The sequence below is a fragment of the Saxibacter everestensis genome (genome assembly GCF_025787225.1).
Taxonomy (GTDB): Bacteria; Actinomycetota; Actinomycetes; order Actinomycetales; family Brevibacteriaceae; genus Saxibacter; species Saxibacter everestensis.
This window is the reverse complement of sequence record NZ_CP090958.1, coordinates 1823061-1836274: the sequence shown is the minus strand read 5'-3', so window position 1 is coordinate 1836274 and position 13214 is coordinate 1823061. Positions and strand designations below refer to the sequence as shown.

15 protein-coding genes are annotated in these 13214 nt (G+C 63.2%); 8 read left to right on the top strand and 7 right to left on the bottom strand.

All coding sequences use genetic code 11. The features are described 5' to 3' along the window. Window positions 1-89: 89 nt before the first annotated feature. Window positions 90-1478 carry a DUF349 domain-containing protein gene (locus tag LWF01_RS08805; protein ID WP_349640649.1) on the bottom strand — a complete coding sequence of 463 codons (1389 nt, stop codon included), beginning with the start codon at window positions 1476-1478 and terminating at the stop codon, window positions 90-92. 408 nt (window positions 1479-1886) lie between these two features. Here LWF01_RS08805 and LWF01_RS08800 point away from each other — a divergent pair, with 408 nt between their 5' ends. Then, window positions 1887-2588 carry an MBL fold metallo-hydrolase gene (locus tag LWF01_RS08800; protein ID WP_349640648.1) on the top strand — a complete coding sequence of 234 codons (702 nt, stop codon included), beginning with the start codon at window positions 1887-1889 and terminating at the stop codon, window positions 2586-2588. Window positions 2589-2696: 108 nt separating this feature from the next. Next, window positions 2697-4037 (top strand): histidine--tRNA ligase, encoded by a 1341-nt coding sequence (gene hisS, locus LWF01_RS08795; RefSeq protein ID WP_349640647.1) that lies wholly within the window; start codon window positions 2697-2699, stop codon window positions 4035-4037. Window positions 4038-4147: 110 nt separating this feature from the next. On the opposite strand, the gene LWF01_RS08790 is transcribed toward hisS, so the two are convergent. Further along, on the bottom strand, window positions 4148-4513 hold the full coding sequence (locus tag LWF01_RS08790) for an ArsR/SmtB family transcription factor (protein WP_349640646.1): 366 nt from the start codon (window positions 4511-4513) through the stop codon (window positions 4148-4150). 113 nt (window positions 4514-4626) lie between these two features. On the opposite strand from LWF01_RS08790, the gene aspS reads away from it, so the two are divergent. Further along, entirely contained in the window at window positions 4627-6408 is a 1782-nt protein-coding gene (gene aspS / locus LWF01_RS08785; protein ID WP_349640645.1) for an aspartate--tRNA ligase, read from the top strand. A gap of 102 nt (window positions 6409-6510) precedes the next feature. Continuing rightward, window positions 6511-7494, top strand: a complete 984-nt coding sequence (locus tag LWF01_RS08780; RefSeq protein WP_349640644.1) for an ABC transporter substrate-binding protein — start codon at window positions 6511-6513, stop codon at window positions 7492-7494. 132 nt (window positions 7495-7626) lie between these two features. Here the strand turns inward: LWF01_RS08780 and LWF01_RS08775 are convergent, their stop codons facing one another. The 4 genes from LWF01_RS08775 to LWF01_RS08760 all read right to left on the bottom strand — a co-directional run bounded on the left by LWF01_RS08775 (window position 7627) and on the right by LWF01_RS08760 (window position 9201). Next, on the bottom strand, window positions 7627-7944 hold the full coding sequence (locus LWF01_RS08775) for a type II toxin-antitoxin system PemK/MazF family toxin (RefSeq protein ID WP_349640643.1): 318 nt from the start codon (window positions 7942-7944) through the stop codon (window positions 7627-7629). Window positions 7945-7970: 26 nt separating this feature from the next. Then, window positions 7971-8213, bottom strand: coding sequence for a hypothetical protein (locus tag LWF01_RS08770; RefSeq protein WP_349640642.1), 243 nt, complete (start codon window positions 8211-8213; stop codon window positions 7971-7973). Between the two features lie 66 nt (window positions 8214-8279). Continuing rightward, complete coding sequence (locus LWF01_RS08765) at window positions 8280-8711, bottom strand: VOC family protein (protein ID WP_349640641.1); 432 nt, start codon at window positions 8709-8711, stop codon at window positions 8280-8282. Between the two features lie 52 nt (window positions 8712-8763). Further along, window positions 8764-9201, bottom strand: a complete 438-nt coding sequence (locus LWF01_RS08760; protein WP_349640640.1) for a hypothetical protein — start codon at window positions 9199-9201, stop codon at window positions 8764-8766. Between the two features lie 180 nt (window positions 9202-9381). Between LWF01_RS08760 and LWF01_RS08755 the strand changes: the two genes are divergently transcribed. Next, window positions 9382-10830 carry a replication-associated recombination protein A gene (locus LWF01_RS08755; RefSeq protein ID WP_349640639.1) on the top strand — a complete coding sequence of 483 codons (1449 nt, stop codon included), beginning with the start codon at window positions 9382-9384 and terminating at the stop codon, window positions 10828-10830. 45 nt (window positions 10831-10875) lie between these two features. Here the strand turns inward: LWF01_RS08755 and LWF01_RS08750 are convergent, their stop codons facing one another. Continuing rightward, a complete protein-coding gene (locus LWF01_RS08750; protein WP_349640638.1) occupies window positions 10876-11640 on the bottom strand; it encodes a DUF2470 domain-containing protein in 765 nt (254 codons plus the stop codon). Window positions 11641-11764: 124 nt separating this feature from the next. On the opposite strand from LWF01_RS08750, the gene rpsD reads away from it, so the two are divergent. From rpsD to LWF01_RS08735, 3 genes are all read left to right on the top strand, one after another. Then, on the top strand, window positions 11765-12391 hold the full coding sequence (gene rpsD, locus LWF01_RS08745; RefSeq protein ID WP_349640637.1) for a 30S ribosomal protein S4: 627 nt from the start codon (window positions 11765-11767) through the stop codon (window positions 12389-12391). 116 nt (window positions 12392-12507) lie between these two features. Beyond that, complete coding sequence (locus LWF01_RS08740) at window positions 12508-12861, top strand: DUF948 domain-containing protein (protein ID WP_349640636.1); 354 nt, start codon at window positions 12508-12510, stop codon at window positions 12859-12861. A gap of 47 nt (window positions 12862-12908) precedes the next feature. Then, window positions 12909-13181, top strand: a complete 273-nt coding sequence (locus LWF01_RS08735; protein ID WP_349640635.1) for a hypothetical protein — start codon at window positions 12909-12911, stop codon at window positions 13179-13181. Window positions 13182-13214: the final 33 nt, after the last annotated feature.

The following is a 13214-nucleotide window of genomic DNA, read 5'->3' as shown; positions in this document are numbered from 1 at the left end:
AGTCATGGCACTACTGTTACCGCTGCGGCAGCTACCGAGCTACGCCACGAGCCTGATCTGTGGATAACCCTGGCCATCCACAAACCAGCCTAGGAGAAGTCGGCGGCAGCCTTAACCACCTGTTCACGCCAGGCCTTGCGCGCGGTCAGCGCTTCTTCGGCAGCGGCTACGGCCTTGGCGTCGCCCTTGTCCTGAGCCTTGGCAAGATTCGCCTCAAGCTCGGCGATCGAATCGTCGAGTTGGCTGAGCGCACCTTCGGCACGCGCTTTCGCTTCGGGGTTACTCCGGTTCCATTCGCGATCCTCGGCGGCCGACAGGGCGTTCTCAACGGCACGAAGCCGGGATTCAACCTTGTGCATCTGGGAGCGAGGCACCTTACCGGCCTCCTCCCATTCGTCTTGGATGGCGCGTAGTTCGGCCTTGGCCTGTCCGAGCTGCTTCACCGGAACCAGTGCCTCGGCGCGTTCAAGCAGAGCCTCCTTGACTTCGAGGTTCTTCTCGTACTCGGCATCCAGTTGAGCGTTTTGTTCCTCGCGGGCGGCGAAGAAGACGTCCTGTGCGCCACGGAACTTCGCCCAGAGTGCATCGTCGTCCTTCCGGCCGGCGCGTGGTGAAGCTTTCCACTCGTCCATCAGCCGCCGGTATTCGTGCGTGGTCTCCGCCCAGTCGGTGGAATTCTGCAGCGCTTCCGCCGCTTCGACCAACCGCTGCTTGACCTTCTTGGCTTCGGCGTTGCGCTGATCCAGAGAGACGAAGAATTCCCGACGATGCTTGTCGAATGCTGAGCGGGCTTTACGGAAACGCCCCCAGAGCTCGGCGTCGGCGCTGCGGGCGAGCCGAGGCCCACTTGCCTGCAGCGCTTTCCATTCATCGAAGAGCGCCGCCATCTGGGCACTCGAAGTCTTCCACTGCACCTTTGCCGGGTCGGCCGCGGCCAGTTCTTCGGCCCGTTCGACCAGTGCGGTGCGTTCGGCGAGTGCCGCGGCCTTCGCGTCCTGAGCGGCGGCGTTCTGACTGGCTTCCAGCTCGTCGATCCGCGCCTTGGCCGCTTCAACCCGGCCAAGCAGTGAATCGAGATCGCCCACGGCGGCGGCCTCAGGCAGGGTTTCGGCCAGTTGCTTGACTGTCGACCGCAGGTCGTGCGCGGGCGCACCGGCCGCGAGGCGCTGTTCGAGCAAAACGACCTGTGCGGCGAGGTCGGCGTACTTGCGGGCAAAGTAGTTCAATGCCTCTTCCGCGCTGGCGTTCGGATACTGACCGACGACCCGCTCACCACCGGCGGTGCGGACGAAGACCGTGTTGTCATCGGCAACCCGGCCGAATTCCCTGGCCTTGCCCAGATCTTCGCCGCCGATCGCCGGAGCTTTGGGTGTGCCGGGTCGAATTGCGGCCGGCGAGGGGACTGGGCCGGGAGTCGGGCGCGGCATCGGTTTCGGCACCGGCTTGGCGGCGTTCTGGGGAGGAGTGTTGTCAGCCATTACTTCACCGTCACTGTGTTGATATTTGCTGGAGTCGAGGGTTGTTCTGATCCCGGAGCGGAGCGGGCTTCGATATCCCGTTTTACTGTATCGAGAGCCGAGGGCGCTTTTCCAAGCACCGGGTAATACGAACGTGTCACGCCGATGTCGTAGCCCGGGCTGCATCCGGGCTCTTGCTGCCGGAACTGTGGCCTCGCGCAGAGTGCCCGGTACTGGGACCTCGCGGTGTTCCGGTCACGTCTGATCCGTGACACGCCGTGCTCCTCGTTGTCTAGTGGGTTGAGACAAAGACAACGTGACAGCTGCCCCTTTGCCGAAGTCAACCCTAGCGGAACGCCTTGCCGGGCGTATGCCTAATTCACCTGGCGGGACAGCAGTGGCATTGAATTGTGACTAAGGTTCGTGAACATGAACGTTGAAACAGTGGTTTCGGATTTCCTGGCTGTCAATTGCTATGTCGTTTCCGCGGATGCGGCCGCCGACGCTGGCGCCAATGGACGGTCGAATGCAGCCTCCGAAGTGCCGCAGCCCTGCGTCCTCGTCGATGCTGGTCTCGACGCGGCCGAGGGCATCGCAGAAGTCTGCGCCCGGGCGGATCTGCGTCCGGTCGCGGTACTGCTGACCCACGGACATCCCGACCATGTCCTGGGACTGCCGGCAATTTTGGAGAGATGGCAGATACCGGTGTATCTGGGCTCAGCGGACTCCTATCGACTGGATGACCCGATCCAGACGCTGGGTCCTGAATTTGCGGCGATGATGGGAGCACTAGCTGCCGACTGGCGCCGGCCGCAGGTTAACGACTGGCATCCGGGCGCCCCTGTGCTCGTCGACGGCTTAGCGGTACGCGGCATCGGCGCACCAGGACATACCGAAGGCTCGACGCTCTGGGAGCTGAGTGAGCCCGGTCAGCGGCCGCCGCTGTTCACCGGAGATGTGCTGTTCGCGTCAAGCATCGGCCGAACAGATCTGCCTGGCGGTGATTCCGCGATCATGCAGCAGACCCTCGACTCGGTGATCAGGAAGCTACCGGAGGCCACGCCGGTCTATCCGGGACACGGCCCATCGACGACGATCGGTCGCGAACTGGAGGGTAATCCGTTCCTTTAGCCGGCTGCGGCATCGCGTCGCAGCAGGGACTAACCTTGTAAGGTCTGTCTCGGCTCCTGGCTGAGAACCACCTGACCTCACGTCCAACCTCACGAAGGAGCACACGCCGTGGCGCGTCCCAAGCCGCTGTCCGGATTCCCGGAATGGCTACCGGCAGAACGGATCCTGGAAAACCACATCGTGGAGACGCTGCAGCGCACCTTCGAGTTGCATGGCTTCGCCTCGGTGAACACTCGGGCCGTCGAGCCGATCTCGTTACTGGCCAAAGATGGCGAGATCGACAAGGAGATCTACGCGGTCAGCCGTCTGCACGGCGAAGGGACTGCGGACGCGAAGAACCCGCTCGGCCTGCACTTCGACCTGACCGTTCCGTTCGCGAGGTACGTTGTCGAGAATGCCGGCAAGCTCGCCTTTCCGTTCAAGCGGTATCAGATCCAGCCGGTATGGCGCGGCGAGCGTCCGCAGGAGGGAAGATTCCGCGAGTTCTATCAGGCCGATATCGACGTTGTCGGCGATGGCGAACTTCCCGCCCATTTCGAGGCGGAGCTTCCGCTGGTTATGGCCGAAGTGTTCAGGAAGCTGTCAGAGATCGGAGTTCCGCCGATCAGGATTCAGGTCAATAACCGCAAGCTGCTCGAAGGGTTCAGCCGCGGCATCGGTCTGTCCGATGTTCAGCCGGTGCTGCGTGCCCTGGACAAGATCGACAAGATCGGCCCGGACGCCGTTGGCAGGCTGCTGGCCGAAACGGCCGGTGCGGACGCCGAGCAGCAGCGGCTTTGCCTTGCTCTGGCCCAGATCGAGGGCGACGACGTGTCATTCGCCGACGAGGTGCGTGCCCTCGGGGTCTCGCATCCGATGCTGGACGAAGGGCTTGAGGCGCTGACGGCGCTGATCGCGACAGCACAGCAGCGTGCGCCAGGGGTCGTTGTGGCGCAGCTGAAGATCGCGCGTGGCCTGGACTACTACACCGGAACGGTTTACGAGACCCTCCTGCAGGGGCACGAGGACCTCGGCTCGGTCTGTTCCGGCGGACGATATGACAGCCTGGCGAGCGAAGGCGACCGAACCTATCCGGGCGTTGGCGTGTCGCTCGGCATCTCCCGGCTACTGACCCGGCTGGTCAATCACAATCTTGTGACTGTGAGCCGATCCGTTCCGACCGCGGTGCTTGTAGCTGTTGCGGATGAAGGGCAGCGCGGTCTGGCAGATGCAATTGCCTCGACGCTGCGTTCCCGTGGAATCCCGACCGACGTATCGCCGTCGGCGGCGAAGTTCGGCAAGCAGATCCGGTTTGCCGACCGTCGCGGCATCCCGTTCGTCTGGTTTGCCGAGGATGCCGATTCGCACCAGGTGAAGGACATCCGCAGCGGCGAGCAGGTGGCTGCCGACCCGGGTAGTTGGACTCCACCCGAGGCAGATCTCAAGCCGCTGATCACGGCCGCAGGTTAGACCGCTGATCACGGCAGCCGGTTGATCCGGCGATCACGGCAGCCGGTTGACCCGGCGATCACGGTAGCCGGTTGACTCGCGGCCGGCAAACTTCGGCAGCCGGTAATGGGTCAGGACGTCTCTGCGGATTCCCGGATCGGCCGCGGGGTCCGAGGCGCCGGGTCCGGTGCGATGCTTCCGTCCGCGGCGATATGGTCGAAGATCTCCACCACCAGCGTCACAACGTGTGGATCATCAACCGTGTAGTACAGGTGTCGGCCGTCCCGCCTGGAGCTGATCAGTCCGGCGAGGCGGAGCTTAGCCAGATGTTGGCTGACCGTCTGCAGGCTTGCGCTGGCGGCCTCGGCCAGGCCTGACACGTCGTACTCGGCGTGCACGAGAAGCCAAACGATCCGAAGCCGTGTCGCGGAAGACAGCATGTGGAAAGTGGCGGCCGCAGCTGCTACCTGTGCTTCGGTGGGATGGTCGGTGCTCATTGGCTGATCTTAACCAATGGCCCAAAACTCGCTGACGAACCGGATGCCGTATCCGGGTATCCGGCACAGCACGTAGAATTGTGGCGCTGACCCCAAACTCAAGGAGTATTACTTTGTTGCGCACCCATGAGTCCGGCGCCCTGCGCGCCGAACATGAAGGCCAAACGGTCACATTGACAGGCTGGGTGGACCGTCGCCGGGATCACGGCGGAGTGGCTTTCATCGATGTGCGTGACGCATCCGGTATCTCTCAGGTGGTCGTCCGCGAAGAGGCCGCGCATGAGCTGCGCAACGAGTGTGTTGTCAAGGTGACCGGGCCGGTCCAGGCCCGTCCGGCCGGAAACGCGAACCCCAACCTGCCAACCGGCGATATCGAAGTGATCGCCGAGCAGCTCGAAATACTCAGCCCGTCAGAGGCACTACCCTTCCAGGTGTCCGCCGCCGCAGAGGACTCCGCCGGTATCGGCGAGGAGGCCCGGCTGCGCCATCGCTACCTTGACCTCCGCCGTGCGGGTCCGTCCGCAGCCATCAGGTTGCGCAGCGAGGTCAACCGCGCGGCTCGCCAGGTGCTCGAGGAACAGCGGTTCGTCGAGATTGAAACCCCGACCCTGACTCGGTCGACCCCCGAGGGTGCACGGGACTTCCTGGTGCCGGCCCGGTTGAAGCCAGGTAGCTGGTATGCGCTGCCGCAATCACCGCAGTTGTTCAAGCAGCTGCTGCAAGTTGCCGGTTTCGAGCGCTATTACCAGATTGCCCGTTGCTACCGGGACGAGGACTTCCGCGCGGATCGTCAGCCGGAGTTCACCCAGCTCGATATCGAGGCCAGCTTCGTCGAACAGGACGACATCATCGCGCTGGGCGAAGAGATCCTGGCGTCGCTTTGGCGTCTGGTTGGGCATGAGATCACCAAGCCGATCCAACGGATCACCTATCGCGAAGCCATGAAGCGCTACGGGACTGACAAACCGGATCTTCGGTTCGACCTCGAGCTGTCAGAGCTGGCGAAATACTTCTCGAACACCAGTTTCCGGGTGTTCCAGGCCCCCTACGTCGGTGCGGTTGTCTATCCAGGCGGAGCATCGCTGCCGCGCAAGCAGCTGGACGGCTGGCAGGACTGGGCCAAGCAGCGCGGGGCCAGGGGACTCGCCTATGTCCTTCTGGCAGAAGATGGCTCCCTCGGCGGCCCGGTGGCCAAGAATCTCAGCGATGAGGAGAAAGCCGGCCTGGCGGAGGCCGTTGGCGCCAAGGTCGGCGACGCGATCTTCTTCGCCGCCGGTGACGAGGCATCATCCCGTCAGCTGCTTGGCGCCGCGCGCAATGAGATCGCCCGGCGGGTCGGACTGATCGACGAGTCGGCCTGGTCGTTCGTCTGGGTCGTCGACGCCCCGATGTTCGAGCCGGCCGAAGCTGCGGTCGCCGCTGGCGACGTAGCCGTTGGCCAGGGACAGTGGACGGCAGTGCATCACGCCTTCACCTCGCCAAAACCGGAGTTCCTGGACACCTTCGACACCGATCCCGGTGAGGCGCTGGCCTACGCATACGACATTGTCTGCAACGGCAACGAGATCGGCGGCGGATCGATCCGTATTCACAGTCGCGATATTCAGGAACGGGTCTTCAAGGTGATGGGGCTGGCGGCGGACGAGGCCGAGGAGAAATTTGGCTTCCTGCTCGAGGCGTTCAAATTCGGCGCACCTCCGCATGGCGGCATCGCATTTGGTTGGGACCGTGTCGTGTCACTGCTAGCCGGAGCGGACTCGATCCGGGAGGTCATCGCCTTCCCGAAGTCGGGCGGCGGATACGACCCTCTGACTGCGGCCCCTGCGCCGATCACCGAGCTGCAGCGCAAGGAAGCCGGCGTCGATGCCGCGCCCGAAGAGGACGACGGGGAATAACGACGCGACCTGCGGACGAAGCGGCGGTGTGCACCGAGTGCGCGCCGCCGCTCCATTAGGTTAGGCTACCATTAGTCTCATTTTCCTACAGAAAGACCTCCCGTGCGCAGACGACATGTGTTCTCAGTGGCCGTGGCCACTCTCGGCGGACTCAGCCTGGTGCTGTCAGGCTGCTCTACCCCCAAGGACTCCGCTCCTGCTGCGGAGACCGGAGGCGAGGGCTTCCCGGTCACCATCGAACACGCCATGGGCACGGCCACGATCGACAGCAAGCCGAAGCGCATCGTTACCCTCGACTCCAGCTACAAGGATGCGACGCTGCTGCTTGGCGGCGAAGTGCTCGGATACACCGTCTACGACCCGAAGGCCGATGTGTTTCCGGTGTACCTCGGCAGCGTGCCTGAGGAAAACAAGGACGCCGAGAATCTCGGTCAGCTGGGCGAGCCAAGCCTCGAGAAGATCATTGCGCTGGAACCCGATCTGATCGTCTCGGCCAAGGTGCGCGACGAGAAGAACTACAAGGAGCTCACCAAGATCGCGCCCACGGTTTTCAGCGAGACAACCGGCCCAACCTGGAAAGAGAACATCCTGCTGCTCGGTAAGGCGATGGGCGAGGAGCAGCGCGCCAAGGACGAGATAGCGGCATTCGAGGCGCGGGCGAAGAAGGTTGGCTCGGCCGTGCTCGCGGAGCATCCGGACGCCAGCTACTCGATGGTGCGCTTCGCAGGGGAAGATACCGCGCGACTGTATTCAAGTAACTCCTTCATCGGAGAGATCATGGCGGCGACCGGAATCCCCAGGCCCAAGGGCCAACCGGATACCGAAGCTGAGATCTTCACGCCACTATCGTTGGAACAGTTAGAGCAGGCGGACGCGCAGAAGATCTTTGTCAATGAAACGGCGAATGAACTGCCGGCCGCAGCCAGCCAAGCCAAGGAGTTCGAGTCCAGCCCGCTATGGAAGTCACTGACCGGTGCGGTAGTCAAGGTCGATGAAGACGTCTGGATTTCCTCGGTCAGCATTCAGGGCGCGAACGCGACGCTCGACGACATCGCGAAGGAGTGGGGAGTCGACGACTTCCGCTAGGTAGCGCTGGTTCTCGGCCTCACATGCCAGCCTGATGCGGGGCCTGGAAGCGAGACCAGGACGGCATCCGGCACGTCGCACGCCGAGCATCACAGACGGGCGCAAGCAGCGGGCCTTGCCACGCTGAGTCCTTCAGGACGAGATGAGAAGCATCTTCGCGAGCACTCGCCGCACCTCGGCGAGTTCGTCCTTGGCCAGTGTGATCTCCGGCGCCGGCCTGCGAAAGCGCTCCATAGCTATGGTCCGAACCTGTTCGGTAATCACCCATCCACTCGCATTGGCGACCGGAATCCGATGCAGCCAACCAGGCCGCTCTACCGACGTCAGCGGCAGCACCGACACCAGCGCGCCGCGGGTCAGGTTCAAATGGAATGCTGAGGAGACCACCAGAGCGGGTCGATCCTTGCCTTGCTCGCGACCACGGACCGGGTCGAAGTCGCAGAACCACACGGAGCCAGGCTCAATGGGCGGTCGGCTCAACTCGGCGACCACTCGTCGGTGATTGGCGCGTCCGCCCCTGCCAGGTTCTCGGCCGCGGCGAGATAGTCGGCCCAGCCCTGCGGGTTGTCGATCCGGTACCGCTCGACGGCCGCGAGCGCGGCGGCCTCCCAGTGTTCATCGAGCAGGCGTCGGATCGTCTCATCGGCACTCGCGCCCCCGAACTCGTCTCGGGCGAGGCGCTGTACCTGCTCGCGTGTGTCATCACTTACTCGCAGCATGCCTTCAGTTTACAGGAATGTAAACAATCTCGTAAGCATAGAAAGGATCGAAGCCGCGCTGCCAGCTCAGGTCAGACAGAACTCATTGCCCTGTGGGTCCTGCATCGTGACCCAGCTGTAGGGGCCCTGTGCGCCGTCGTGGACGAAAGTTGCGCCGCGGGCTTCGAGGGCGGCGCGGATCCGGGCGTGGTTCTCCGGTCCGACCCGCAGATCCAGGTGCATCCGGTTCTTCACGGTCTTTGGCTCAGACACGTACTGGAACAGGATGCGCTCGGCCGTCGACGCCTCGCCCGGCGGCAGGATCCCGGAGCCGGCCTTCCAGACGAGCGTGCCGTTGTGTCTCATAGTGTCGGCCTCGGATGCGTAGCCTTGCTCGACCATGGAGGAAATGAAGGCTTCGTCGGATGGTTCCACTTCCCACTCCAGGGTCTCCGCCCACCAATCGGCGAGCTCGTGCGGCTGGGATGAATCGACGGTGATTTGAAAGCTGTATGTCATAGCAGGAACTCTAGGCGGGGCCACTGACAGTGGGAAGAGTCGATAGGTCTCCCTACAAGACCCAGCTATTCAGGCCGGCAACATACTGCCGGTATCTGGCTTGTTGCTCTTTAGTCAGCAACATCTCAGGGGTGTGAGTGAAGTGCTCCAAGTCGCGCAAGCTGGAAATCAGCAGTTCGCGGGTCAGCTCGCACGACCTGAAATTGATTTCAAGGGCTCGCCGATCTGCGTCCTTCAACGGAGATAGCGACGTCACGAGGAGACTTCGGGCAGTGTCGAGTATGCATAACTTTTGATAGTCGCTCTCGGCATGATCCGCGTATGCCATGAGGAATGTGAGGAACTCCTCCGCGGGTTGGTCATCGGTGGCGTCGAAGATCAGATCAAAGAGAACGTCCGGGTTCAACCGTGCCGCCAAGGCGATGGCATCTTCGATCCTTGCCGAGGTAATCGCCTCAATCAGCGCGTCCTCATCTGGAGAACTAGTCATCGTTTCTGCGGCTGTGGCGAATCGACGGTGATCTGAAAGCTATGTGTCATAGCAGGAACTCTAGGCGGGGACACTGACAGTGGGAAGAGCCGATAGGTCTCCCTACAACACCCAGCTATTCAGGCCGGCAAGGGCACACTCCGAACCTGGATGTCGGTGCCGGCGGATAGAGTCATCAGCATGGCAGACCTGTTTTCCACCCAGCACGAGGATGCGATCGCCGGGGTGAGCTCGCACGCTCCGCTGGCAGTGCGGATGCGGCCCCGAACTCTCGACGAGTTGCTCGGCCAGGAGCACCTGATCGCACCCGGGTCGCCGTTGCGCCGGCTGGTCGAAGCCGGTGAAAATGCTCGGGTCGGTCCAAGCTCGATAATTCTCTGGGGGCCACCCGGCACTGGTAAGACCACCCTCGCCCACGTGGTCTCTCGCGCTCCTGGCCGGAAGTTCGTCGAGCTGTCCGCGATAACCGCGGGGGTCAAGGACGTACGCGCGGTGATGGAGGGCGCCCGGAACGACCGCGACCTCTACGGCATGACAACCGTGCTGTTCCTGGATGAGATTCACCGTTTCACCAAGGCGCAGCAGGACGCGCTGCTTCCCGGGGTCGAAAACCGGCTCATCGTGCTGGTCGCAGCGACCACCGAAAACCCGTCGTTCTCGGTGATCTCGCCCTTGCTGTCCCGGTCCCTGCTGTTGACCCTTCGTCCGTTGAATGACGGCCACATCGAGGCGTTGCTACGGCGTGCGATCGAGGACGAGCGTGGCCTGGACTCGACAGTCCAGGTCGACGACGAGGCGCTTGCACACCTAGTGCAGCTGGCCGGGGCAGACGCCCGCAGAGGGCTGACCACGCTTGAGGCCGCGGCGGGAGTGTCGCTTTCCCGGGTTACGGGTGGAGAGTCGGCGACGCTGACCGTTGCCGACGCCGAGCAGGCACTGGACCGCGCGGTGCTGCGCTACGACCGGCAGGGCGACCAGCACTACGACGTGACGAGTGCGTTCATCAAGTCGATCCGAGGTTCGGATGTCGACGCCTCGCTGCACTATCTGGCCCGGATGATCGAGGCGGGGGAGGACCCACGCTTCATCGCGCGTCGGGTGATGATCTCGGCGTCGGAAGACATCGGCATGGCGGACCCGTCCGCGCTTCCGATCGCTGTCGCGGCGGCCGAAGCGGTACAGATGCTCGGCATGCCCGAAGGCAGAATTCCGCTCGCTCAGGCGGTCGTGCACCTTGCAACTGCCCCCAAGTCCAATGCTGCCTATCTCGCTTTGGACGCCGCTATCGCCGATGTGCGCGCCGGCAAAGCAGGCAGCGTGCCGGACGAGCTGCGGGACGCGCACTATCCAGGGGCCAAGGAACTGGGCCACGGCGCCGGGTATCGCTACGCCCATGACCACCCGCATGGCGTCGCCGAGCAGCAGTACCCGCCGGATGAGCTGGTTGGCCGCGACTACTACCGGCCGACCGATCACGGCGCGGAACGTGATGTCGCGGCGCGACTGGATCGGTTGCGAGAGATCGTCCGCGGCACAGCGGGCCAAAGTGTCTCAGCCTCCCGGAACGAGGCCTCCCGGAACGAGGCCGCACGACCCGAGGCCTCTCGGCCCGAGGCCGATCTGCCATAACTCCCGGACGGCATCGACACCACCGGTAGCTGGCAGACAACCGACTCAGCCCGAGCTGGCCGCCACCTGGTGCGCCATCAGCAGGAACCGGACCGCATCCAGCGCTTCGCCGCCGTCGCGAACCGGCTGCGGGAACGGGACGCGCAGCGTCGCCGGCTCCCGGTCGAACCAGTGGCAGATCAGCGTCAGGCCGTGCCGGTCGATTCCGATCGGGCGTGCCGAGGCGATATTGCGCAGTGGCACCGACCCGGCGTCCGCGGCGTCCTTCGATCCGCGTGCGGTGCCTTTCAGTTCCAGGAATCCTTCCCACTGACCGGCCGTCTGATCGACGACATCCAACAGGATGGCCTGCTCCTCGTGGGCGAGCGGGTCCGGCGTAGCGGCGAGAATGTCCCCGATCGGAAGTTCGGAGTACTCATCTCCGATCAGCACATCGCAGGACTCGGGGGTGAAGGTCAGCAGCCTTGACGCCGCCCGATGGCCGACGACTTCGCCGAGCCGCAGGCCGCTGCAACGGGCGCGCAGGGCGGTGGATACGTAGTGCGCCGGCAGGCTTGCCAGGGTTCCCGAAATGAGCGTTATCGCCCGAGTTACGCTAAGCTGTTCTATCGGCGCCAGTGACCGGATTTGCAGTAGTGCCGGGATGTCTGAATACGACGTTCCGATATGCGGGAGATTTATCTTCACCGCGGCCAAAGATTCGGCATCAGCAACAAGAATGGTTTTTCCATCTTGTGCTTCGGCGTGCAACACGGGAATCGAGACCGGGGTCCGGGCGGATGTCAGGACAGCGGTACCGATTCCGGACAAGCAAGTCCTTGCCACTTCGGCGGCGCTCGGTTGGTTATGAAGAACTCGATGAGTCACTTGATTACCTTCTCAGTCGTCTTATGGCAAGGCTAACCTAAAGTAATCGAATCCGTGAAAGGACATCGTGACAGCACCAGCACGTACGCGGCGTCAGGCCCGGGCATCCCGGGCGCTTGGCCTGCCTCTTACACCGAAGGCAGTCAAGTACTTCGAGCGTCGCCCGTACCCCCCAGGTGAGCACGGCCGCGCCCGGCGCCGTGCGGACAGTGACTATTCTGTTCGTCTCAAGGAAAAGCAGCGTCTTCGCGCCCAGTACGGGATCCGCGAAGCTCAGATGCTGAATCTCTTCAAGGAAGCTCGTCGCGCGGAGGGACTGACCGGTGAAAACCTGGTCGAGCTCCTCGAAATGCGCCTCGACGCTCTTGTCCTGCGCTCGGGCTTCGCCCGCACGATTGCGCAGGCTCGTCAGCTGGTTGTGCACCGCCACATCCTGGTTGATGGTGAACGTGTCGACCGCCCGTCGTTCCGGGTCAAGCCAGGTCAGCTGGTTCACGTTCATTCCCGCAGCGAACAGATGCCGCCGTTCCAGGTTGCAGCAGCTGGTGCACACCGCGATGTGCTGCCTACCGTTCCTGGCTACCTCGACGTAAGCATCGAGAAGCTCCAGGCCAAGCTGGTACGCCGCCCTCAGCGCGTCGAAGTTCCAATCACCTGCGAAGTGCAGTTGGTTGTTGAGCACTACGCCCGCTAAGTAGCACGCCTTAGGCGCCACGTCATCGTTTCGATGGCGTGGCGCTTTTGGTTTACGCAGAACTGTAGTGTTGGGGGAGTGTTTGTGACCAGACGTTTTTTCAAGGGAGATGGAAGATGACCGGAGGAGACATTGCAGGGCTGATCGCGGCCGGTGTTTTCGCTATCCTGGTCGGCCTGATGGCCGTGCCACTGCTCAAGCTCGGCAAGGTCTTTGATGAGGCTCGCCGGGCGATCAAGGATGTCGGGGATGGCGCCTCGCCACTGCTGACCGAGGTCACCTCCACGGTATCGACCACGAACAAGCAACTCGAGAAGGTCGATGGCATCACGACCAACGTCTCCGAAATGTCGGCGAACGTTTCGGCGCTGACCTCGCTGTTCGCGGCGACGCTTGGCTCGCCGGTCGTGAAGGTCGCGGCCTTCAGCTACGGAGTCCGCCAGGCCGTCCGCGGCCGCAAGCGCCGCTAAACCGCGCCCAAGACTTGTAAGGTCCACGAAGGAATCAGGACGAAGCTATGAAACGAATTTTTTGGCTGGGTGTCGGCGTCGCCGTCGGCGTCGTCGCTGTACGTCAGCTGTCCAGGAAGACCAAGTTCCTCACCGGTTCGGCAATCGCCGGCGAGGCGTCCACGCTGGCGGACGCGATTCGCGACTTCGGCGAATCGATACGACGCGGCATGAACGAGCGTGAAGCCGAGCTCCGGGTCGCGCTCGGGGCCGACGAGGGCGAGATCGCCCCCGACCGGGCGAAGAGTCTGCTCGAGTCCCCGGCCTCCCACCTATCCTAGGCAGTACAGAACCCACGATCGACACGCTCTTAC